We start from the raw sequence: 21,708 nt of genomic DNA, 5'->3' as shown, positions 1-21,708 counted from the left end.
GGGAGGAAAATTCCAGTAAGCTTTATAAATACAAAAATCCCCTTTAACAATAATCTAAAGGGGATTTTGAGTATTATTAAAAAATGTTAAATGTTAATTTATGCTACTTCACGTAAATCTACAGGAACCACGCGTGAGATACCTTGCTCGACCATTGTTACACCATAAATAATATCTGTACTAGCGATTGTACGCTTATTGTGCGACACTACTATGAATTGTGATTGATCGGCGAATTGCTTGATAATATTGTTGAACTTGTCAATATTTGTATCATCCAATGGTGCGTCGACCTCATCGAATATACAGAACGGCGCAGGCTTCAACAGATACAATGAGAATAATAGGGCAGTAGATGTCAGTGTTTTCTCTCCGCCAGAAAGTTGATTAATAGACAATGGGCGCTTTCCTTTAGGTCTTGCGATAATGTCTATATCCGATTCCAATGGATTGCTTGGATCCGTCAATAGTAGATCACAGCTATCTTCATCGTTAAATAAGGAACGGAATACTTTAATAAAATTCTCACGCACGGTATTAAATGCATGCATGAATTTTTCATTGGCACTGCCGTCAATCTCTTCGATGGTAGACATCAAAGATGCCTTAGCTTCCAGCAAGTCGTTCTTTTCTTTATTGATAAAATCGTGACGCTGCGTGATCTCGTCATACGCTTCTTTAGCCATTGGATTTATGGTTCCATATTCATCCAATTGCTTTTTCAGTCGGGTACACATTGATCCCAATTCTTCCTGCGACTGCTCAATCTCAGGCATATCACCTTCCAACAGTTCATTTATGTCAATATTGAATTCGACAGACAGACGTTCTTTTAGTGAGTTCAAATCAATTTGAAGTGTTGTCTTCTTGTCTTTTACTTCTGTAATCAAGAAATCCAATTGATCTTTGGATTTACGTAATGTCGTCAACTCCTCTTCCAAATCGTTGAGTTTTTTACGGAAGGAATAGAATTCTTCCTCCATATCGTGCAAAGCCTTTTCTAAGGATTCGCGCTGTTCGTAAAGCTCTTTCAGGTCGTTGTCGTTATTGTCCGTAAAAGTCAAAGCATCTTTCATATCCACCTTGATTTGTTCGAGTTCGGTGGTATTTTTATTGATACGTAGTTCTAAGGCCTCTTTTTGACTTTCGCGGTATTCGAGATCTTTCTGAATGCCGGAGACTTTATTTTGTTGCTGATGCAAGCGGATATTCTCTTGATTATAGGCTGAAGATTTTTCCTGCACGATTTCATTCAGCTCTTGGTAAGCGGCCTGTAAGTCGGCTAGTTGTTTTTGACGTTCGTCAGCTTCAACTTGCAAAATCTTGAGTTCGGGCTCCGCCTTTGTCAATTCCTCTGCGATTTCGGCAAGACGTCTTTCGATATCTTGTTTACGGTTTTGCGAGTTGGAAATAAACGCCTGATATTGCTCTTGCTTGGTCTTTACAGAAGTCCATTCGTTTTGAATACGTGCCAACTGAATACGAATCTCATCAATGATTTCCTTTTGCGATTGCAATTTCAATGAAGAAATTCGGTCCACTAATTCAGCTTCGATATGTTGCAATTCCGCGATGCGTGCATTAAGTTCTTTTATCTCCTTAGCAAGATTTTCTAAGTTCTTCGCACGGCCAATACGTTTTCCTTCAAATAAACCAACAGAACCTCCACTAAAACCTAATTTATTCTTACTGAACTTACCTTCATGGTGCAAAATCACTATGTCATCATGTGGCAATTCGATATCCAGAGCTTTGGAATCATCAGATTTTAATAAGTATACATTGTTGAGCAATTGCAAACAAAGGGACTCATATTTCTTATCGACTTTGATAACCTGCATCGCAGGAATCATATTTTCAGGAACGATAAATCCGCTATCCTTTCTATCTATAACTGATTCTAAAACAAAGAAATTAGCGCGACCTCGTGAAGCATCACTTAATAGTTGAATAGCTTGAATAGCGTCTTGTTTAGTATCCACTACATAGTGGTTCATAACGGACTCCAAGTAGTTTTCAATGGCAACACGGTATTCTTCTTGACAGAATAAAATATCCGAGAACAAAGGATAGGACTTAGGCCATCCTGCATTCTTACGTAAAAATTTAATCGATTCAGGAAAGCCTTCCAAATTATCGACCAATGACTTAGTTAAGTTATATTCGTTCTGTTTTGCATCTACCAGACGAGATTCTTTGCTAAGCAGTGTACGCGTCTCTTGCAATTCGATTTCGGATTGCTCAATTTGACGGGTTAAATCATTCTCAATACGAATAGCTTCGTCGTATTGCTGTTGTTGCGCATCCAATTTTCCTTGCAATTCAGCAACGGCAATATTGAATTGCGTCAGCTCTTCGGCCTTGGACGAGGCATCGGAAGTATTACGAATGGACTCTTGATCTAGTGATTCCTTCTGGATATTCAAGACAGCAATGTCCTTTTCGACTTTATAGATGTTATTTTGAATCTCATTGCTGTCTTGAACAAAACGATCCAATTTGTTTTTAGCAGTTTGTTGTTGGGCTTTTAATTCTTCAACTTCAATCTTATTTTTTTGTATATCATCTTGAGCGACATCAAGTTTAGCTTGTTCTTCATACACCTCTTCATTAAGTCGCTTGATCGTGTATTCGACATTGGTAAGCTGCTGCTTATCCAAATTAAATTCAGCCGTGATACGCGATTCACGCTCTTTTAGATGATGAAGACGCTCATTTTTGATTTTCTTCTCCGACTCGTATGCACGAATTTTATTGTTGAATTCGTTAGTAGCTTTTTGTTGGGCACCTAAGCTTTTTTCTTTAGAAAGAATTTCTTCACGACCAGCACGAAGTTCTTTTTCTTTACCATCGATTTGTTCCAAGGTCGTGTTCAACGATTGCTGCAAATCTTTTTCTTTGTCTGCCAAGCTTGTCAAGTCCGTACTAAAACTATCCAAACGGTAATAAGCTAAGCCTATACTTGCTTGCTTGTATTCTTCCTTCAGTTGGAAATATTTATCTGCTTTTTTCGCTTGATTCTCTAATGATTTTAGATTTTTGGTAATCTCAAACAATAAGTCATCAACACGAGATAAGTCTGCTTCGGTATCCTTTAACTTATTCAGCGTTTGTTTTTTGCGAACCTTATATTTAGAGATCCCTGAAGCTTCTTCGAAAAGCGCGCGACGTGAATTATCTTTATTAGCAATGATTTCATCTATCATTTTTAACTCAATGATAGAGTAGGTGTCTGCACCGATTCCAGTGTCCAGGAATAAATCAGTGATATCTTTGAGACGACACTTCACATCGTTCAATCGGTATTCCGATTCACCTGTACGATACAATTTACGGGTGATGGTCACCGTCGTAAATTCCGTAGGTAATATATTTTTATTATTGTTGAATGTCAGCGAAACTTCCGCAAGGTTGGCTGGCTTACGCGTCTTGGTACCATTGAAAATAATGTTTTCCATCTTTTCCGAACGCAGCGTTTTGGTACTTTGTTCACCCAATACCCAGCGAATAGCATCCACTACATTGGATTTCCCACAGCCATTAGGTCCTACAATAGCTGTAACACCTTCATTAAAATTTATTGTGATTTTATCACCAAAACTTTTAAATCCTTTGATCTCAAGTTTAGTTAGTTCCATTCACTTAGCTTTTGTTATAACGTACGAAAATAAGGATAAAAAAAGAGAATGTGTAAGACCGTTTTTGCACATTTTGAGAGATTTCCACATTCCGTTCAGGGATAGTTATTTACACTTTATCTGACCGTATATTTTGCTGAAAATAAACTAACTTAGTAATCAAAATTCAACCTTATGCGACACGGTATTCTCTTTATCATTTTTCTATTCTGCAGTCAGATTTTGCTTGCGCAGACTCATAAAATAGCTTTTAAAACAGATTATGGCACTATAAAGGTCGTGCTGTATGATTTTACTCCTCAACATCGTGATTTGATGGTTAAATCGATTCGGGACTCAATCTATCAAGGGGCATTATTTAATCGTATAATTGAGAATTTTGTGGTACAAGGAGGTGAACATGATATCGATATTGCGAAGCGAGAAGCTGCAGATCCTAAGGGCAACAAACCTAGGCTTGCGGGAGAATTTGATGCGCGAGCATTCCATAAGATCGGGGCTTTGGGACAGGGAAGGGATGATAACCCAGAAAAAGCTTCGTTCTTAAATCAAATCTATTTTGTAGTTGGTAAGGAGCTGTCAGAAGAGGATTTAGCTAAGTTGGAGAAGCAAAAAGGGATAACATTTACAGCTGCTCAGCGTTCCGAATATTTAAAAAATGGGGGCTTACCGCGATTGGATGGAGATTATACGGTTTTTGGGGAGATTTATGAAGGATTAGAAGTAATTATGGCAATCAGTCGTTTCAAAACCAGCAAAGATGACTTCCCCTTATCGCCTGTGAGATTTTCGGTGAGTGTGATAGAATAAAATGGAGCGTCTAATTAATATGTTCATTCCTCTTTCGACGAGGAATAAGAAGAAATCTAAAGAATGATTAAATAGGTTATATTTATTTTCTTCACTATGTTAGATTTCTCCCTTTGGTCGAAATGACGAGACTATTTCTTGCAAATAGCGTATATTTTATTTAAACAAGCCGTATAATTCGGCGTCGATCTTTTCTTTGATAAAGCCCAAATCTTCCGGATTATTAGCAAAGTCCAAATTATCTTTATCCAGAATCAATAATTTTCCATCTGTATAATTGTTGATCCACTTCTCGTACTTATCATTCAACTTAGAAAGATAGTCCAAGCGAATCGCCGACTCATAATCACGACCACGTTTCTGGATGTTATTGACCAACGTAGGCACTGAAGCCTTCAAGTAAATCAGTAAATCCGGTGGTTTGATGTAATGAATAATACTTTGGAAAATGTTGCTGTAATTATCAAAATCCCGCGCACTCATTAATCCCATATCATATAAGTTCTCTGCGAAGATATAAGCATCTTCATAGATGGTACGGTCTTGTATCATATTGATGCCTTTATTTTGTAACTCCACAATATGTCTGAAGCGACTATTCAAAAAGAATATCTGAAGATTGAATGCCCAACGTTTCATGTCTCCATAGAAATCCTCCAAATAAGGATTGTTGTCCACGGCTTCGAATTGGGGTTCAAAGTTTAGATGTTGTGCCAACAATTTTGTCAAGGTGGTTTTACCAGCTCCTATATTCCCTACAATTGCAATATGCATATCTTATTCTAATATAGTTTTTTAAGTCCTATAATCTCTCTTACTTCTTTAATTGTCTTTTGCGCACTTGCTTGCGCTTTTTCGGCACCTAGTTTAATTACCTTTTGAATGTATTGATCGTCATTTTTAATTGCTTCGATGCGCGAACGTACAGGTTCTGTAGCGTTGACCATATCTTCAGCAAGTTGTTTCTTGAAGTCTCCATAGCGAATTGCACAGTTGTTGTACAAATCATCAAAATGCGCTAATGTGTCCGGTGCAGACACCACCTTCATTAGATCAAAAAGATTTTGAATAGATTCAGGTTTTGCTTGGTTCGGCTCGGTCGGACCTGAATCCGATACGGCGCGCATGATTTTTTTGCGAATCACTTCGGGAGAATCGGATAGATAGATACAATCGGCTTCACCATTGGATTTACCCATTTTTCCCTGACCGCTCAAACCCGGAACTTTAACTAATTTGTCCGAATAACTAAAAGCAAATGCTTCTTTAAAGTATTCTGTTTGGTACAAGTGGTTAAAACGATTTCCAAAAGTACGCGTCATCTCCAAGTGTTGCTCTTGATCTTTTCCAACCGGAACTTTAGTACCATGGTGGATTAAAATATCACAAGCCATCAAAACAGGGTAGGTTAATAGACCTGCATTTACGTTATTCGGATTGGCACGTATTTTATCTTTGAAGGAAGTCGAGCGCTCCAGCTCGCCCATGTAGGCGTTCATATTCATATATAAATATAATTCCGCTACCTCTGGTACATCAGACTGAATGTATATCGTTGATTTTTCAGGGTCTATTCCTGCTGCCAAATATTCGACAACCACATTGCGTACTGTAGCTTGCAGATCTTGTGGTGTAGGATGTGTAGTCAACGAGTGTAAATCCGCTATAAAAAAGAAGCAATTGTATTCATTTTGCATTTTTACAAAATTACCCAATGCCCCGTAGTAGTTTCCTAAATGTAATTTTCCGGTACTTCTGATACCGCTAACAACAGTTTCCATATGATGCGAAATTACGCAATTATTATGGAATATGGAATGTAAAAATATGTCTCCATCAGACAATGTATATTCAATGAGCTATCCTAAATATTCTTTTGAGTTCAGAATTACTTGTAGTGCATTTGTCTCGTTAGGTTAATTCCTGTTTGGCGCTTAAATAGTTAAGTGATTAATAAATTGTCTGTTTTCCTTTTATAAATCATATTTTTAAAACGTATTACCCATTATGCTGTTTAATTATTATGAGTAAATTATTTTTCCAATTCTTAGTAGGGCTATTGCTTACTTTTTCCTGGCAGGTGAATGCGCAGGAGAAATCATTTCTATTCGAAGATGAACTCTGTCGGTATGAAGCCTTTTATGATAGTACAAAGTATAGCGAAAAGCAGCTGAATGACACATTCAAGCTGGCACAAGGCTATTTTAATATCTATACGGAAGATGAGCAACAACTAGATGATACGTACAAGCTGAGTAAGAAAGAAATATTAGGGTTCCAAATCGTAAAAAATCCGTATTTCAACACACTACGAGATTCAATTGTTCAGTTTTTGGATTGGACATACCGCATTAAGAAAATTGAATTTGCAGCGCGAAAAGGCAAGACGAAGGATTTGTTGAAATATTTTCAGAAGAATAGTACGGTAAAATTATACAGTGAGGCATTGCATAAAGGCGGTGATGACTTAATGAAAGCTTATGAGCACTTGACTAAGGAACAAATGAAAAACAATGCTGCGCCTGAAGTATTGTGGAATGAATATGTAAAAAATTCCAAATCCGGTCAGGCGCAACAATTGGCATTTGAGCAAGTGTTATCTTATGGCTGGTGGAATGCCGTAAACCATGAGCTTCCGCACATCAATATGGATGGAAGCCAAATGGAAGAATTCCAAAAACTCTTTAGTCGTGTAGAAACTATTGATTGTGACGAAATCTAACGCTATAAATTCAAGTGATGTTCTAATGGGCTATCAATAAGCTCCTGCGCTTCGTGCAAGATAGACTCTGTTTTATCAGGATTGCCATCAATGACCTTTAAAAATTTGGGATCGCGTACAATATCTTTGACCAATATACATTGAGACTTCAGCAGCTTGGCCTTATCTTCACTATTGATTGATGTCAAACAAGTGATGGGATATTCCCCATTGCTATCGACCAATCTTTTGATACTACGATCCTCCGGATAGTCCCAGGCAAGAAGATTTATTTTATAATGTTCTCCAAATGTTTTAGAATCTGATGTCAAATAAGCGTTTGTGACAAGCCAACCCTGCGTGACGGGCATCGTCTTATTAAAGAAAGTATAGGGGATATTTCCAATATCATTTACGCGCGACAGAAAGTACATAGGCGTGGTGACCGAGATTTTAGCATCGATATCATTTCTGAATTTGCATTCTACCGCTAATAACTCATTTCCTTTTTGTGCAACGACGTCTATCTCATGCGTGACAGCATGTCCTTGCAAAGTTTGGCTGGTAATGGCTTTGTAGCCATCTTCCTGAAATAAACGAGCTACCCATTTTTCAAAATAAAATCCTTCGGGTCCTAAGTCACGGAGGGCTTTTTTGAGACTATATCGAGCGGCATATGTATTTCTTACCTGCTTAAGCTGGTCAAAGGCTAACTCATACAATTCACGCGTAGTAATCCCGTCGTAGAGCTTCGGTTGTATTACATCAAAGACTCGGTCGACTTCCTCTTCAGAAGCACCAGAGCGCGAAAGGGAATGGCGTAAACTGTTCGGGTTGAACTCAACCAACTCTCCAGAATGTTTCTTTACTCTCATAGTCACAAAATATGGTGTTAAATAATTTTCACGAAACAATTTATCAAAATTTATTAATAACTAGCAAACAAAATATCCTTTCAGGCTGTTTATCATGTACTACTATTAAACAATAAGATATATGAACACACTAATTAATTACGCTATAGATAAGGTGAAAAGAAAATTAGATAATGACTGTGTAGATGGAAACGTCGGTACTTCAGAACGTATTCTTTCGGTCATTGCTGGAGGATTAATACTTTCGATAGGTGTGAAGCAGATCTTAAAAAATCCTTTCACCGCAATATCGGGTGTTGGCTTAGGAGGTGCTTTGGTCTATAGAGGTATTACCGGGAAATGTACTATTAAAGCTGCTGTCGAACAGCTCACCAATGAGAGAGAGGAAGTCACGGTAATAGAGCACAAGTATTTTGTAAAATAATTACACCAAACAATCGAATAGTAAAATGGTCAAAAATTCAGTAATTTTTGGCCATTTTTAGTGAAATACAAATGAAAAAAATAGTTGTACTGACAGGGGCAGGTATATCTGCCGAAAGTGGATTGCGAACTTTCCGAGGAACGGATGGTTTGTGGGAAGGTCATCGTGTAGAAGATGTGGCTACGCCGGAAGCATGGCATCGTGATTCGGTAACCGTGCAGCGATTCTATAATTTACGTAGGGCTGCATGCCGTCAAGCGCAGCCCAATGCGGGACACCTTGCTTTGGTAGAGTTAGAGAAATATGCCAACGTCCATATTATCACTCAAAATATTGACGATCTACATGAACGAGCGGGCAGTAAGAATATCCTACATCTGCACGGGGAAATCATGAAGGCACAGTCTTCTCGATATCCCGATTTGGTATACCCAATTGAAGGCGATGAATTGACCGAAAGTCATAAATGTGAACGGGGGTATGCTTTACGTCCTCATGTGGTATGGTTCGGTGAACCAGTGCCCAATATGGAAAAAGCAATTAGCATTGTACAAGATGCCGACATTCTGCTGGTGGTGGGGACATCACTGCAAGTGTACCCGGCGGCCAACTTAATATATGAGGTTCCATCAGGTTGTAAATTTATATTGATCGACCCTAATGCGAATCAAATGCATGTTAATTCTGCTGTTGAATTAATTGATGGCACGGCTGCGAAAATCCTTCCAATTTGGGTCCAGCAATTCGCAGAACAAAATTTTGCTACTTAGTATAAGTGTCTGTAAAGCTTATTTTTATAAAGGATAATATAATAAGTTTGTTTAATTAAAAATCAGTCTGATGTAAATGTAAAAGCGTCAATACCAAATTAAATTTGGTATTGACGCTTTGATGTTTTTAATTTGTTATTTATTAGGTGTTTATGTCGATAATGTAATGCGTTTGTTTAATTATATTTATTGTATGTTTCGATAAAAGAGGAGCGCATATTGTTAAAATTCTCCAGCACCTTATTCATGAAATCTTCATCTAATAATTCGAATACACCGTTCACACCATTAAGAATATCTGCCTCTGCTATTTTGTAGGTTTGCTCCAAATTACCTTGTTCAAATTTGATAATGTACTTTTGGTTCATCCCAAATAGGGTGATTTTGCATTCTGGATGTGGAAGTTCTGCTAATGTTCTCATGCAACTATATCTATTGTTATTCTGCAAAGTAAAGATATAAAATCTTATTCCGCTAGCTAAGCACAAAAATAAAACGGCTAGTCAATGAATAGCCGTTTACAACCAAATTATTTAATTAGCGAATATGTTTTATTTTAGAGAACACCCTGTGCTTTCATAGCTTCGGCTACCTTAATGAATCCACCTAGGTTTGCACCTTTTAGATAATTAATATAACCGTCCGATTCTTTGCCGTAGCGCAAACAGGTTTTGTAGATATTATTCATAATGTTCTTCAACCTATCGTCGACTTTACTTGTAGACCACTGTTGGCCGATGGAGTTTTGTGACATTTCCAATCCTGAGACAGCAACACCACCCGCATTTGCGGCTTTACCTGGGGCGAAAGCTATTTTAGCGTCGTGAAATACTTTAATCGCTTCAGCAGTGGAAGGCATATTCGCTCCTTCAGCGACACAGATACATCCATTTTGAACCAAAGTGGTAGCATCGTCTTCGTCTAATTCGTTTTGCGTAGCACAAGGTAAGGCAATGTCGCATGCAAATTGCCATGGCTTTTGTCTAGGGTGGAATGTTGCGGCAGGATATTTTTCTACGTAATCAGCAAGATTTCTACCCAGTTTGGCGATGTGTGTCAGTTTTTCACGAGAAAAGCCATCTTGGTCATATATGGTTCCAGTACTATTGGACAAGGTCACTACTTTAGCACCAAATAACAACGCTTTTTCTGCAGCATAGAATGCTACATTTCCTGCGCCAGAAATGGTTATCACTTTGCCTTCTAAGGAATCGCAGTTGTTTTCGAAAATGTTTTGCACAAAATATAGTAATCCGTAGCCTGTAGCCTCTGGACGAATATATGAACCGCCCCAATGCACACCTTTGCCGGTCAATACACCCGTGAAATTGTTCTGTATACGTTTATATTGTCCAAATAAATAGCCGATCTCACGGCCACCTACGCCTATATCACCAGCAGGAACGTCCGTCTCTGATCCGATATGTCTGTATAGTTCAGTCATGAAGGCTTGACAAAATCGCATAATTTCGTTGTCTGACTTACCTTTAGGGTCAAAGTTAGATCCACCTTTCCCGCCACCGATTGGAAGACTGGTTAAAGCGTTTTTGAAAACTTGCTCAAATGCTAAAAACTTAAGAATACTGAGATTTACTGTAGGTGAGAAGCGCAAGCCTCCTTTGTATGGACCAATAGCGCTATTCATCTGCACACGGTACCCTTTGTTGACCTGAACCTTGTTATTATCATCCAGCCACGCTACGCGAAAGGAAACTACGCGCTCAGGTTCTACTAGGCGTTCCAAAATTTTGAGATCGGCATATTCGGGATGATGTTCGTTGATGTAGGGGATAAGGTCTTCTACTACTTCAGTTACCGCTTGTAAAAATTCGGGCTCGTGAGGATTTTGACTTTCTACGTAATCAATAAAACTTTTAAGATTTAGCATTTTCTATTGATAAAATGATATTATTTTGTTTTGAACTTTACCAAATATACAATAAAATAGCCGTTTTTAAGGAAATAATTTGTATTATTTAACCGAAAATGAAGAATTGATTGCGAAATCAATTTTTTGGATAAAAAGTTGGTAATTATAAATAAATGACTAATTTGAAATTTCAAAATTGAGCTATGCATACTATTGATTTAAAAAAATATCCAAAAATAAAACTCATTGATCAGCCATCAGCAATTTATCACTTAAAGAAAATAAGCGCTATCCTTGGGGTTGATATATACATCAAACGCGATGATTTATTCGCCATAGGATTAGGGGGCAACAAGCTTCGAAAATTAGAGTATTTGCTGGGTGAAGCTAAGAAGCAGAAAGCGACACATGTCTTTACGGTAGGTGCTGTACAGTCTAATCATGCGCGCATGACCGCTATTACAGCCAAAATGCAGGGATTTGAACTTGAGCTCTTCTTGAAGAAGTCTGTACCCATGACTAATGATACCTATTTTTCCAATGGAAATATTATTTTGAACAATATAGTGGATGCTGTTATCCATGATGTTCTGGACAACGATAGCGCATACCAAGCGATGAATGTTCGTAGCCAAGAAATAGGTAATGCAGGAGGGAAGGCTTACATTATTCCGATCGGCGGATCCAATGCATTGGGTACATTGGGGTACGTAGACTGTTACTTTGAAATCGTGAAGCAGCAAATAGAATTGGGCGTTAAATTCGATTACATCACGACCGCGTCAGGCTCTGGAGGTACGCATGCCGGGCTGATAGTAGGGAACGCTTTGTCAAGCAGCAAAACTACTGTCAAAGCGTATAATGTCGAACCGGATCAAGGACAATTGGCAGCACATACCTTAAAAATAGCGAATGAATGTTTATTGCTTTGTGCAGATAAATCGATCCTAACGGAAACCGATGTGCATATCACTAATGAATATAGTGGCGAGGCATATGGTATTCCATCAGATTTTCATATTGACACGATTAAATTCTTAGCCAAGTATGAAGGAATATTTTTGGATCCCGTATATACTTCCAAGGCTTTTGCAGGAATCCTAAATGATATCCAAAATAACGTGATCAAAAAAGGAGAGAAGGTGTTGTATATTCACACCGGTGGCACAGCCGGCATTTTTGCATACGAACAGTATTTTAAACGCTAGTCGTTAGTACGCGTTTCATACACTTGCGTATTGAAAGGCTCGATATGTACAAATACATTGGATATTTCGGGCATTTGCTCAATCAAATAGTCTTTTAGGCGATGTGCAATATCGTGACCTTCTTTGACGTTAAATTCTGCTGGCACAATCGCATGTATATCAACCAGAAAAAACATACCATTTTTACGAACAAAACACTTTTCTGTATCCATAATTCCTTTAACATCAAGTGATTTTTCCTTAATCAAATCAACCATTTCTTCGTATAAATGTTCATCCATAATTTCTCCAAGTGCAGGTCGGAATATACGGTAACAGTTATATAATATAAATACAGAAGCAAATAGGGCAGCCCAATCGTCTGCGCTTTGATAGCCATCACCAAGCAATAAAGCCATAGAAATACCTATGAAAGCAGCGATAGAGGTAATAGCATCACTCCGATGATGCCAAGCATCAGCTTTTAATGAACTGCTATTTAGTAATTTAGCGCGGCGCATAACTACTTGATAACTAATTTCCTTCCAAATAATTATCAGTCCTAAGACAATTAGTGTCCAAGGTTTTGGAAGATCGTGCGGCGTCTGTATATTAATGATACTCGTGTGCGCAATTATAGTCGCTGATATAACTAGAAAAATAACAACGATAAAGGTAATCAACGGCTCAATTCGACCGTGTCCATAGGGGTGAGTTTTGTCTGCTGGGCGCTCCGAATATTTTATTCCTAAAAGCACCAGTATTGAAGCAAAAATATCAGATGTTGATTCAATAGCGTCGGCAATTAATGCAAATGAATTTCCAAAAAATCCCGCAAACCATTTGACAGCTGCCAATCCAAAACTTCCTAGGATACTAAAGTAAATTGTTTTTTTTGCTTTTTGTGATTGCGGTGTGGACATGTTGAATTATTTACAGCACAAAATAAACCATTATTATATGAATATACCATTTAAAGTTTTAAACATTAGAAAATACAAGGTAAATGACAGAGAAAGAAGTACACAAAAATTATCTATTTAACATAATATAAATTATAAGACAAGTATATTATGTTTTAAACTATACCTTATAATCTGTTGGGCGTTTATTGGTTAAATGCTGGAAAGCATTTGAATAAGCTGCAATACTGTTGTACCCAACTTCAAATGCAAGTTGATTAATGGATAATTTGCCTTCAATAATCAATTCAATACCTCAGCCACCATATTGCTAGCATGATAAATGCCTATATTCTGAAAAAATGCGTGCTGCGTGTATTTATCATATTAGTTTACTTAATATGTATGCTTAGGACTGGAGACTGCAAAACAGATCGGGAAAAATTGATGAGTATTTTTATTGTAATTGAAAGCAAAAAAATAAAAGGAAATTCGTTTAGAATTCCCTTTTATTTTTAACAACACTTTTGATTTATACTTTCGGAATTGAATAACCGTTGTGGTATTTAGCCGCTAAGTATGTATTAGCATCCTCATCGGTAAACCTGCCTTTGGCTTTGTCCCAATAGATTTTTTTGCCGACACGATAAGCGATATTGCCCATTTGCGATACTACTGCTACATGACTTCCTACCTCAATTGGTGCATGCAGATTACTCTTATCTTTTCGTAATATTCCTTGCACAAAATTTTCCATATGGCGTTCTAAACCATTGTCTTTAGGTTTTTGAAGAGGAACAGCTTCTACCCTCTTGTCATCCGGGATTACTTCCCAGCCGCCACGATTCACGACCAAAGTACCATTATTGCCTATAAATGCCACACCGTGATCTCTTCCATAGATTCCTGAAGCAATACCCAATGCTTGCTCCCACTGAATATTGAAATCGCCAAATTCATACATTGCAGTCATGGTATCCGGTGTTTCCGCGGCTGTATTCGGGTCTGCATATAGGCCGCCCGAAGCAACAATAGATTTCGGGAAATCTGCTTTCATACCGAGCAATGCAAAATCAAGCAAATGCACACCCCAATCTGTCATGAGCCCGCCTGCATAGTCCCAAAACCATCTGAACTCAAAATGGAACCTGTTGATATTAAAATTTCTTTTTGGAGCCGGCCCCAACCATCTTTCATAATCGACACCATTGGGTACGGGACTATCGGGTTGAATAATAATCGGTTTTTTCCAGCCTACATACGACCATGCTTTGGCGAGTCGGATTTTGCCCAATTTGCCTGAATGTACATAATCCATAGCGTCTCGAAAATGTTGCTGACTACGTTGCCATTGCCCTACCTGAACTATACAATTGCTCTTCTGAGCGGCAGCGAGCATGGTTTGACATTCAACAATAGAATTTCCAATTGGTTTTTCGACATACACGTGTTTGCCGGCCTTAATAGCATCGACAAATTGTATACAATGCCAATGGTCAGGTGTACCTATTATCACAGCGTCGACGATATTATCATTTAGCATTTTCGTATGGTCATGATAAGTCTTGACCTGTATATTTTTGGCGGCCAATTCGGACTTACGTTTTTCCAGTACGTTATTATCCACATCACACAGCGCTGTACATTCTACCTCTTTGAGTTTCAGCATAGCCTGTAGATTAGACCATCCCATACCATTTACACCAATTAGCCCTACCCTAATCTTTTTGTCGTTAAATATTGAAGCGTTTAAGTTTGAATACAAGGCAGTGGAAGCCAGCAAAGCGCCAGCTTTTAAGAAATTTTTGCGATCCATAATACAAGTTTATAGTTCCAATTTAAAAAAACTTATGCATAAATCCCAATCACACGCTCCGTTTCCCGTACTTATTTATGCTTTTTTCGCAGCAGATACACAACTTTTATCCTAAAGCAACTGTTAAACGATAAAAACATGATGATGAGAATTAAACCATACTATTCAATTTTAGTGGCCACTGCAATTTTGTTATTGTCTGCCTCCTGTCAATCCATTCCAAAAGAAGCGCGCGTAGTAACCAATTTTGATGCGCAAAAATATATGGGTACTTGGTACGAAATCGCAAGAATTGATTTCAAACACGAGCGTAATATGAACAATACTGCAGCGCAATATTCCTTAAAAGATAATGGGGATATTAAGGTCCTGAATTCTGGATATAACTATGTCAAAGAGACTTGGAAAAAACGTGAAGGGAAAGCTAAATTCAGAGGATCTCCTACCGAGGGCGCATTGAAGGTTTCATTCTTTGGACCTTTTTATTCCGGATATAATGTAATTGCTATTGATAAGGATTATAAGTATGTCTTGATTGCTGGTAAGAATCATGATTACCTATGGATATTATCACGCGAACAGACTATTCCTGAATCAGTCAAAAAGGAATATTTGGAAATAGCGAAAAATGCTGGCTACGATACAAATGATCTTATTTGGGTAGATCATAATATGCAGAATCCACATATATAAATCACTTTGTTTTAAAAATGAAATAGCTCTTCCGCTTTTCGCTGAAGAACTATTACTCGTATAAATAAATAGTTAGTGTGTTTATACTCGAACCCAATTACATTTATCATATCTATTCCTTATACAAGTATAATGTTTTCTCGCTAAAACAATTTAATACATTTATGTTAATAGTTTAACTTGTAGCGAAAAGGCTACATGTAATTGATCTTAAAATCAAGGATTTGTGTAATATATTGATAATAATTGATTATAAATCCATCCATATTGGTAGGGCAAATTCTTTGAGAAGATGCGCTAATTGAAAGTTTTGATGCTCGGATTTAGAAATAAAGCGTACTTCTGCTAATTCCGCATGTGCAGTGGGCAAATTTCTTAAAGTCTTATTGAGCAGAAAGATATTACCCTGCACCACTGTATCTTTTTCATTAACAGCAGTAGTTTCGTGCTGACCCAAATAGTTAAAATCCGTCGCGTCAAATTGAAGCCCAAGTTCCTCCTGTAATTCGCGGATCAATGTTTGAAGGTGACTCTCTTGATGTTCCACTTTTCCTCCTGGAAGCATATAGAATTTGGAATTATGTTTTCTAACGACCAATAAGTCTTTTTGCTCGTTCAACAAAAGTGCCGAGGCAATAATTATTTTTGACATAATGTGCTGTCTGTTACTTGATTCTAAGAACGTAGTGTACTCCGCCGATAATATGTTTTTGAAATAATTCGGAGTCGTAAGATTCATCTGTATGGCCAAGTCCCGTATAGAATGAACGACCGCCATCAAAGGATTGAAACCAGGCTATGGGATGAAATTTCCCCATCTTTCCTCCCTCGTAAGTTGTCTCGTCCAGCATCATTAAAATATGAAGGCCAGATTTGACATCTTTGAAATCATACCATTCATCGCGATGAATCCAAGTATGCGGCAAGTGCGCAGTGGAAGGATGCGTACGGTTGACGACTTCCATGTGTGCCTCCTGAACAGCGGGATGGCTTGAAAAATAGCCTCCAACTAAGGCCCCATACCAAGGCCAATTGTATTCGGTATCCGAAGCGGCATGTATTCCAACATACCCTTTACCCGATTGAATAAATTTTTTGAAGGCTGCCTTCTGCTGATTATTCAAAATATCTCCCGTGGTATTCAGGAATATAACTGCGTCAAAATTTTTCAGACTGTCGGCACTGAAGTAAATCGCATCTTCGGTGTGCACAAAATTGATGTTGTGTTCTGCTAACAGTTTAGAAACAGTCGCTACTCCCTTTGGAATACTTTGATGTCTGAAGCCAGCCGTTTTCGAAAATATCAAAACCGATTTGCTAGCTTGTCCAAAACTGATAAGCGCCATCAAAAGAAAGAACAATAGTAAAGAGCAGCGTTGTGTCATAATCTGTTATTTTTTAGTTATTTGCATGTAGTAATCTAAAGCATATTTAATGTCTTCTACTTCTACATACACATTAAATGTACAGTTCCCAATTTCTTGAAGAAGAGCAAATCCAATTTTATTGTCTTCATTCTTCTTGTCATTTTTCATCAATTCAATAAATACATCATACTGCTCATTGGAGAATCTGTATGATGGAAATCTTGCCAGAAATGTCCGTGTAATATCGTTTAACTCTTGCTCAGATAAGCCCATTAATTTGTGCGACAACCACGCTTCGCATATCATCCCAATTGCAATAGCTTCGCCATGTAGCAAAGGGTCGCTGTCATGATACAGGGAATATCCTTCTATAGCATGTCCGATTGTATGTCCGAAATTTAAGATCTTGCGAAGACCTTTTTCCGTAGGGTCTTGAGTGATTACATTATTTTTGATCTGTACAGATTGATAAATCAAGTCCGCCGAAATATTTTCTAATTCCACAGATTTACACGTTTCATACAGGGATTTATCCTGAATCAAGCCATGTTTGATTACTTCTGCAAATCCAGAAACCAACTGACGGTCTTCTAATGTCTGCAAAAACTGAGTACTGATAAATACCGCTTGTGGTTGAGTGAAAGTGCCGATGATGTTTTTGACATTATCCAGGTCAATACCGGTCTTTCCGCCTACGGAGGCATCTACCTGCGCTAACAACGTAGTAGGGATTTGAATAAAATCAATTCCTCTTTTGAATGTAGAGGCTGCAAATCCCCCCATGTCGGTCACTACGCCACCACCTAGATTAATCAGCAAAGCCTTGCGGTCCGCACCAAAATCTAGCATGGTCTTCCATACGCCAATACAGAAGTCTATGTTTTTATTCTCTTCTCCGGGATCCACCTCAATAATATCGTAGTGAACTAATTCGGGGATAGCATTTTGTAAAACGGGCAGACAGTGGTCATTTGTATTTCTATCTACAAATACCAAAACCTGCGAATAGCCGCGCTCTTCAATAAATGGTAAAAGAGAGTCTAAATTTTCTTCAAAATATACTTTGTAACCTAAGCTCTGTATGGGTTGCATGTTATTAATATGTGATAGTGATGTATACGTGTAAAGATAGCAATAATATTAAATGATTTGGATTTTCGTCCCCTCGAATTCGACGATATCTCCTTTGCGGACTTTTAGTCTTTTACGATAATCCACGACACCGTTGTAAGTCACTAATCCTTCTTCAACTACACGTTGCGCCATACTTCCGTGCTCCACTAGATTCATCGCCTTTAATAATTGAATCATATGGATAAATTCTCCTTCTAGTTTGAATGTTTGCATAAACAAAAATAAACCAAAAATATACCAATTCTATCCACATCATAATAAAAAATTCAAAATACATTAATTATAGAGTACTTTTGTAGTATTAAGACATACAGATGATGACATCGAAAGACACCGTATTGAATTTTGAAAATACCGAAATAGCATTCAAAAATAAGAGCGACAAAGACCTTGAAAGAGCGTATTGGCTATTCAAGATGGTAGCTTCTAGTGGATTAATCAAAATAGGAACTCCTATTACCACTTTTTCGTTGAATATCGGACTTCCAATTCAAGGAATAATCCGTAACACGATTTACAAACAATTTTGTGGTGGAGAAACTATTGAAGGTTGTGCTCATGCAATCGCCGAATTGGGAAAAGGGAACGTCACTACTATTTTGGATTACTCTGTTGAAGGTGAAGAGTCGGAAGAAAGTTTTGATGCATGTTGCCAAGAAGTATTAGCGAGTGTCGCTTATGCCAAAACCAATAAATTGATATCTTTCTGCGTATTCAAGCCTACTGGTGTCGGAAGATTCGATCTATTAGCAAAATTGGATGCCAAACAAGCGCTTACAGCAGATGAAAAAGCAGAATTTGCTAAAGTGTTAAATCGCTGCGATGCCATTTGTAAAGCTTGCTATGAGGCCGGCATTCCTGTATTAGTCGATGCCGAACACTCTTGGATTCAGGATACCATTGATGACATAGCACGTGAGCTGATGGAGCGTTACAATAAAGAAAGACCTATTGTATATAACACCTATCAATTGTATCGTCACGACAAATTAGCTTCTCTCAAAGCTGATTTGTTATATGCTGAGCAGCAGGGTTTCTTCCTTGGCGCAAAAATAGTAAGAGGTGCTTATATGGAGATTGAGCGTGAACGTGCTGCTGAGCAAGGCTATCCTTCTCCTATTCAGCCTAACAAAGCGGCGGCAGACGCAGACTATAATGCGGCGATTGACTTCTGTCTGAATCACATCGATCGTATAGGTGTAATGGCAGGAACACACAATGATCAAAGCTGCCTATTATTAGCTACAGAGATGGACAAACGAGGTATTCCGCATAATCATCCGCATGTATTCTTTGCACAATTATTGGGAATGTCAGATAATCTTTCTTTCAACCTAGGTGCCGCGGGATATAATGTGGCTAAATATATGCCTTATGGTCCGGTAAAAGCTGTAATGCCGTATTTGTTTCGAAGAGCGCAAGAAAACTCTTCCGCAGCTGGGCAAACAGGGCGTGAACTCGGATTGATAATTAAAGAAAAACAACGACGCAAATCATTAAAAAAACAAAGATAATGGCTGTATATTTACAGCCATTATTTATTTAATAGATTTCTACCGATTTACATGGATACCCTTACCGCAATCAAATTCGAAAAATTATTAGCTATAGCCGAATCCTACGAAGCATTATTATTTGATGTAGATGGAACACTTGCCGACAATATACATGCGCACAAAGCTGCTTATGTCAGTGTTTCAAAAGAATATGGCGTGGATCTCGATCCGGATTTAATTGATGAAACCGCAGGCTGGCCTACCATAGCCGTCGCACGTGAAATTTGTAAGCGCTATCATGTAGAATTTGATGTAGAAATCTATGCGAAACGCAAATCACAAATTTTTATTGAGCAATTTATTCGTGACACGCAACCCATCGAATACGTAAGACAAGTTCTGTTTCATAATGTTGGGAAGAAGAAAATAGGTATTGTCTCTGGAGGTAGCCGTTCTACGCTTAATATTACGCTCGAAGTCATTGGTGTCAACGGTAAATATGAGGCAATGGTATGCGCTGGAGATACTTTACAAGGAAAACCTTCGCCCGCACCATTCTTATTGTGTGCAGAGGAACTTCATGTAGCACCTGAGAATTGTCTGGTATTTGAAGACGGCGACCCTGGTGTCCAAGGTGCTATACTAGCAGGAATGGGCTGGGTAAGAATAGATCAAGTTTAGGGAATATTCCGCTTTAGAAGGTGGTAATAATCCTTATTCCGCTATTCGTATAGTCCAGATCGGATTTACGAAACTGTCCAATAGGCACTTTTACAAAGGGTTCCAACGATAAAGTCATCTTATTGTTGACATTCACCTTTTTACCCATGGAGAAATTAGCAAAACCACTAAAACCATTCGGGTTCACATTATTCTGCAAAGATTTTACGGTTTTGGTTTCCACTTTATTTACCTTTTGAGCGGCGCCTGGAATTAAGGAAGCATTCTCTTGCAAATTTATCACACCTCCATGATCAATGTATTGTGCTTCCCGCTCTTGGCTGATAATAGCCGAATAAGAAACACCTGCAGAAGTATAAAAACCTTTCTTTAATTGATAAGATACTTCCAGCGGAATCTCTAACGCCTCCACTTTGCCCATGACGGCATTGATATTAGGAAGTATCATTTGCGTATTTAATTTTGAATAATCCGCAAACATATTTTCTTTGGCGGACGCATTAGAAACACTAATCATCTCCGCGTTGGCGGTTTCCATTGGATCCTTCAATACACCTACCGAATAGGAATTGTAAGAAGTACCTGTACGGATGCTTATATTCTTGGTGATGGCATAAGACACCAAAAATCCTGCGCCCACATCAAATTGGTCGGAGGTACGGTGAGGAGATACATATAGTCCCAATTGGAATTTATCGCCCAAAGACATACGTGTGGATTGTTTCAGTTTATCTACATCGGTATTTACTGCACTTTGTGTCACTTGGTGCGCCAATGTCATAGCCGAAGGTGCCTGAATTGTATTTATTGGAGTTTCCAAAGTATAAATTGGAAGCTGTTGCATATGCGTATTCACGATAGATACATCAGCTAATGTATACAAATCACGTGTTAATGTAGGTGTAATTTCGGATGCATGAATGTATTCTACAGGGGATAAAGATCCAAGTTGATCCTGCTGTTGTAAATTGACTCCAGCCTCATAAGCTAGCGTTGTAGAATTTGTTAATTGAGAAGCATCAGGTGATACCACAGTAGGATTGTGTAGTAAATCTTGTTCGGCAGGCACATTATTTACGTTTTCTTTATTTGAGGATTGCGCCAGTTCGATTGATTGCGTTTGAGAAGTGTTTCTCAAATTATACAAATACATAGACGCACCCAAGACTGCCAAGCCCATAGCGGCTATTGACGCCAAACGCTTAAATATAATGACCGTGGGCCGTTTCTTTTCGCCTTGCTGAGCCGCAAACCTTTCCCAAGCACCTTCGCGATAAGGAAGCTCTTGCGATTCTTTTAGTTTTGCTTTAATATCTTCTATTAAATCTCTATTACTCATATGGC

At 38.2% G+C, this 21,708-nt stretch carries 21 protein-coding genes; 8 read left to right on the top strand and 13 right to left on the bottom strand.

Annotation, left to right across the window (positions count from 1 at the left end):
• Positions 1-98: 98 nt before the first annotated feature.
• On the bottom strand, positions 99-3,638 hold the full coding sequence (smc, locus tag EDC17_RS02195) for a chromosome segregation protein SMC (RefSeq protein WP_132776453.1): 3,540 nt from the start codon (positions 3,636-3,638) through the stop codon (positions 99-101).
• A 174-nt stretch (positions 3,639-3,812) separates the two neighbouring features.
• On the opposite strand from smc, the gene EDC17_RS02190 reads away from it, so the two are divergent.
• The gene (locus EDC17_RS02190) at positions 3,813-4,448 is read left to right on the top strand and encodes a peptidylprolyl isomerase (RefSeq protein ID WP_132776451.1); all 636 of its coding nucleotides are present in this window, start codon (positions 3,813-3,815) and stop codon (positions 4,446-4,448) included.
• Positions 4,449-4,604: 156 nt separating this feature from the next.
• Here EDC17_RS02190 and EDC17_RS02185 read toward each other — a convergent pair whose 3' ends face one another.
• Together EDC17_RS02185 and trpS are read right to left on the bottom strand one after the other, a co-directional pair.
• Positions 4,605-5,222 carry a deoxynucleoside kinase gene (locus EDC17_RS02185; RefSeq protein WP_132776449.1) on the bottom strand — a complete coding sequence of 206 codons (618 nt, stop codon included), beginning with the start codon at positions 5,220-5,222 and terminating at the stop codon, positions 4,605-4,607.
• Between the two features lie 8 nt (positions 5,223-5,230).
• Entirely contained in the window at positions 5,231-6,229 is a 999-nt protein-coding gene (trpS, locus tag EDC17_RS02180) for a tryptophan--tRNA ligase (protein WP_132776447.1), read from the bottom strand.
• 242 nt (positions 6,230-6,471) lie between these two features.
• On the opposite strand from trpS, the gene EDC17_RS02175 reads away from it, so the two are divergent.
• Positions 6,472-7,170, top strand: coding sequence for a hypothetical protein (locus EDC17_RS02175; RefSeq protein ID WP_132776445.1), 699 nt, complete (start codon positions 6,472-6,474; stop codon positions 7,168-7,170).
• Positions 7,171-7,172: 2 nt separating this feature from the next.
• Here EDC17_RS02175 and EDC17_RS02170 read toward each other — a convergent pair whose 3' ends face one another.
• The gene (locus EDC17_RS02170) at positions 7,173-8,024 is read right to left on the bottom strand and encodes a restriction endonuclease (protein ID WP_132776443.1); all 852 of its coding nucleotides are present in this window, start codon (positions 8,022-8,024) and stop codon (positions 7,173-7,175) included.
• Positions 8,025-8,145: 121 nt separating this feature from the next.
• Here EDC17_RS02170 and EDC17_RS02165 point away from each other — a divergent pair, with 121 nt between their 5' ends.
• Together EDC17_RS02165 and EDC17_RS02160 are read left to right on the top strand one after the other, a co-directional pair.
• Complete coding sequence (locus EDC17_RS02165) at positions 8,146-8,448, top strand: YgaP family membrane protein (RefSeq protein ID WP_132776441.1); 303 nt, start codon at positions 8,146-8,148, stop codon at positions 8,446-8,448.
• Between the two features lie 71 nt (positions 8,449-8,519).
• The gene (locus EDC17_RS02160) at positions 8,520-9,218 is read left to right on the top strand and encodes an SIR2 family NAD-dependent protein deacylase (protein ID WP_132776439.1); all 699 of its coding nucleotides are present in this window, start codon (positions 8,520-8,522) and stop codon (positions 9,216-9,218) included.
• A gap of 176 nt (positions 9,219-9,394) precedes the next feature.
• Here the strand turns inward: EDC17_RS02160 and EDC17_RS02155 are convergent, their stop codons facing one another.
• Both EDC17_RS02155 and gdhA read right to left on the bottom strand, forming a co-directional pair.
• Positions 9,395-9,640, bottom strand: a complete 246-nt coding sequence (locus EDC17_RS02155) for a hypothetical protein (protein ID WP_132776437.1) — start codon at positions 9,638-9,640, stop codon at positions 9,395-9,397.
• A gap of 134 nt (positions 9,641-9,774) precedes the next feature.
• Positions 9,775-11,106 carry an NADP-specific glutamate dehydrogenase gene (gene gdhA / locus EDC17_RS02150; RefSeq protein ID WP_132776435.1) on the bottom strand — a complete coding sequence of 444 codons (1,332 nt, stop codon included), beginning with the start codon at positions 11,104-11,106 and terminating at the stop codon, positions 9,775-9,777.
• A 185-nt stretch (positions 11,107-11,291) separates the two neighbouring features.
• Here gdhA and EDC17_RS02145 point away from each other — a divergent pair, with 185 nt between their 5' ends.
• Positions 11,292-12,296, top strand: coding sequence for a D-cysteine desulfhydrase family protein (locus EDC17_RS02145; RefSeq protein WP_132776433.1), 1,005 nt, complete (start codon positions 11,292-11,294; stop codon positions 12,294-12,296).
• Here the strand turns inward: EDC17_RS02145 and EDC17_RS02140 are convergent.
• Positions 12,293-13,198 carry a cation diffusion facilitator family transporter gene (locus EDC17_RS02140; RefSeq protein WP_132776431.1) on the bottom strand — a complete coding sequence of 302 codons (906 nt, stop codon included), beginning with the start codon at positions 13,196-13,198 and terminating at the stop codon, positions 12,293-12,295. The genes EDC17_RS02145 and EDC17_RS02140 overlap by 4 nt on opposite strands.
• 511 nt (positions 13,199-13,709) lie before the next feature.
• Complete coding sequence (locus tag EDC17_RS02135; protein WP_132776429.1) at positions 13,710-14,993, bottom strand: Gfo/Idh/MocA family protein; 1,284 nt, start codon at positions 14,991-14,993, stop codon at positions 13,710-13,712.
• A 138-nt stretch (positions 14,994-15,131) separates the two neighbouring features.
• Here EDC17_RS02135 and EDC17_RS02130 point away from each other — a divergent pair, with 138 nt between their 5' ends.
• Positions 15,132-15,686 carry a lipocalin family protein gene (locus EDC17_RS02130; protein WP_243645968.1) on the top strand — a complete coding sequence of 185 codons (555 nt, stop codon included), beginning with the start codon at positions 15,132-15,134 and terminating at the stop codon, positions 15,684-15,686.
• A 250-nt stretch (positions 15,687-15,936) separates the two neighbouring features.
• Here the strand turns inward: EDC17_RS02130 and EDC17_RS02125 are convergent, their stop codons facing one another.
• The 4 genes from EDC17_RS02125 to EDC17_RS02110 are packed head-to-tail and all read right to left on the bottom strand — an operon-like array spanning position 15,937 to position 18,400.
• A complete protein-coding gene (locus EDC17_RS02125) occupies positions 15,937-16,338 on the bottom strand; it encodes an NUDIX hydrolase (protein ID WP_165894350.1) in 402 nt (133 codons plus the stop codon).
• A 13-nt stretch (positions 16,339-16,351) separates the two neighbouring features.
• On the bottom strand, positions 16,352-17,071 hold the full coding sequence (locus tag EDC17_RS02120; RefSeq protein ID WP_132776425.1) for a ThuA domain-containing protein: 720 nt from the start codon (positions 17,069-17,071) through the stop codon (positions 16,352-16,354).
• 6 nt (positions 17,072-17,077) lie between these two features.
• A complete protein-coding gene (aroB, locus tag EDC17_RS02115) occupies positions 17,078-18,145 on the bottom strand; it encodes a 3-dehydroquinate synthase (RefSeq protein WP_132776423.1) in 1,068 nt (355 codons plus the stop codon).
• A 48-nt stretch (positions 18,146-18,193) separates the two neighbouring features.
• The gene (locus EDC17_RS02110) at positions 18,194-18,400 is read right to left on the bottom strand and encodes an RNA-binding S4 domain-containing protein (protein WP_132776421.1); all 207 of its coding nucleotides are present in this window, start codon (positions 18,398-18,400) and stop codon (positions 18,194-18,196) included.
• A 101-nt stretch (positions 18,401-18,501) separates the two neighbouring features.
• On the opposite strand from EDC17_RS02110, the gene EDC17_RS02105 reads away from it, so the two are divergent.
• Both EDC17_RS02105 and EDC17_RS02100 read left to right on the top strand, forming a co-directional pair.
• Positions 18,502-19,701 (top strand): proline dehydrogenase family protein, encoded by a 1,200-nt coding sequence (locus EDC17_RS02105; RefSeq protein WP_132776419.1) that lies wholly within the window; start codon positions 18,502-18,504, stop codon positions 19,699-19,701.
• Positions 19,702-19,752: 51 nt separating this feature from the next.
• Positions 19,753-20,364, top strand: coding sequence for an HAD family hydrolase (locus EDC17_RS02100; RefSeq protein ID WP_132776417.1), 612 nt, complete (start codon positions 19,753-19,755; stop codon positions 20,362-20,364).
• Positions 20,365-20,377: 13 nt separating this feature from the next.
• Here the strand turns inward: EDC17_RS02100 and EDC17_RS02095 are convergent, their stop codons facing one another.
• Positions 20,378-21,703 (bottom strand): hypothetical protein, encoded by a 1,326-nt coding sequence (locus tag EDC17_RS02095; RefSeq protein WP_132776415.1) that lies wholly within the window; start codon positions 21,701-21,703, stop codon positions 20,378-20,380.
• Between the last annotated feature and the right edge of the window lie 5 nt (positions 21,704-21,708).

The organism is Sphingobacterium alimentarium (genome assembly GCF_004342685.1).
Lineage (GTDB): Bacteria > Bacteroidota > Bacteroidia > Sphingobacteriales > Sphingobacteriaceae > Sphingobacterium > Sphingobacterium alimentarium.
Note: the sequence above shows the minus strand (reverse complement) of the source record. Positions and strands in the feature narration are given on the sequence as shown.

Excerpts from the sequence above, each read along its gene's own strand:
- EDC17_RS02105 (WP_132776419.1), top strand. The coding sequence starts at position 18,502 with ATGATGACATCGAAAGACACCGTATTGAATTTTGAAAATACCGAAATA.
- EDC17_RS02130 (WP_243645968.1), top strand. The coding sequence starts at position 15,132 with ATGATGATGAGAATTAAACCATACTATTCAATTTTAGTGGCCACTGCA.
- EDC17_RS02135 (WP_132776429.1), bottom strand. The coding sequence starts at position 14,993 with ATGGATCGCAAAAATTTCTTAAAAGCTGGCGCTTTGCTGGCTTCCACT.
- EDC17_RS02100 (WP_132776417.1), top strand. The coding sequence starts at position 19,753 with ATGGATACCCTTACCGCAATCAAATTCGAAAAATTATTAGCTATAGCC.
- EDC17_RS02120 (WP_132776425.1), bottom strand. The coding sequence starts at position 17,071 with ATGACACAACGCTGCTCTTTACTATTGTTCTTTCTTTTGATGGCGCTT.
- trpS (WP_132776447.1), bottom strand. The coding sequence starts at position 6,229 with ATGGAAACTGTTGTTAGCGGTATCAGAAGTACCGGAAAATTACATTTA.
- EDC17_RS02125 (WP_165894350.1), bottom strand. The coding sequence starts at position 16,338 with ATGTCAAAAATAATTATTGCCTCGGCACTTTTGTTGAACGAGCAAAAA.
- EDC17_RS02145 (WP_132776433.1), top strand. The coding sequence starts at position 11,292 with ATGCATACTATTGATTTAAAAAAATATCCAAAAATAAAACTCATTGAT.
- EDC17_RS02170 (WP_132776443.1), bottom strand. The coding sequence starts at position 8,024 with ATGAGAGTAAAGAAACATTCTGGAGAGTTGGTTGAGTTCAACCCGAAC.
- EDC17_RS02190 (WP_132776451.1), top strand. The coding sequence starts at position 3,813 with ATGCGACACGGTATTCTCTTTATCATTTTTCTATTCTGCAGTCAGATT.
- EDC17_RS02140 (WP_132776431.1), bottom strand. The coding sequence starts at position 13,198 with ATGTCCACACCGCAATCACAAAAAGCAAAAAAAACAATTTACTTTAGT.
- smc (WP_132776453.1), bottom strand. The coding sequence starts at position 3,638 with ATGGAACTAACTAAACTTGAGATCAAAGGATTTAAAAGTTTTGGTGAT.
- EDC17_RS02185 (WP_132776449.1), bottom strand. The coding sequence starts at position 5,222 with ATGCATATTGCAATTGTAGGGAATATAGGAGCTGGTAAAACCACCTTG.
- EDC17_RS02095 (WP_132776415.1), bottom strand. The coding sequence starts at position 21,703 with ATGAGTAATAGAGATTTAATAGAAGATATTAAAGCAAAACTAAAAGAA.
- EDC17_RS02175 (WP_132776445.1), top strand. The coding sequence starts at position 6,472 with ATGAGTAAATTATTTTTCCAATTCTTAGTAGGGCTATTGCTTACTTTT.
- EDC17_RS02160 (WP_132776439.1), top strand. The coding sequence starts at position 8,520 with ATGAAAAAAATAGTTGTACTGACAGGGGCAGGTATATCTGCCGAAAGT.
- EDC17_RS02155 (WP_132776437.1), bottom strand. The coding sequence starts at position 9,640 with ATGAGAACATTAGCAGAACTTCCACATCCAGAATGCAAAATCACCCTA.
- aroB (WP_132776423.1), bottom strand. The coding sequence starts at position 18,145 with ATGCAACCCATACAGAGCTTAGGTTACAAAGTATATTTTGAAGAAAAT.
- EDC17_RS02165 (WP_132776441.1), top strand. The coding sequence starts at position 8,146 with ATGAACACACTAATTAATTACGCTATAGATAAGGTGAAAAGAAAATTA.
- EDC17_RS02110 (WP_132776421.1), bottom strand. The coding sequence starts at position 18,400 with ATGCAAACATTCAAACTAGAAGGAGAATTTATCCATATGATTCAATTA.
- gdhA (WP_132776435.1), bottom strand. The coding sequence starts at position 11,106 with ATGCTAAATCTTAAAAGTTTTATTGATTACGTAGAAAGTCAAAATCCT.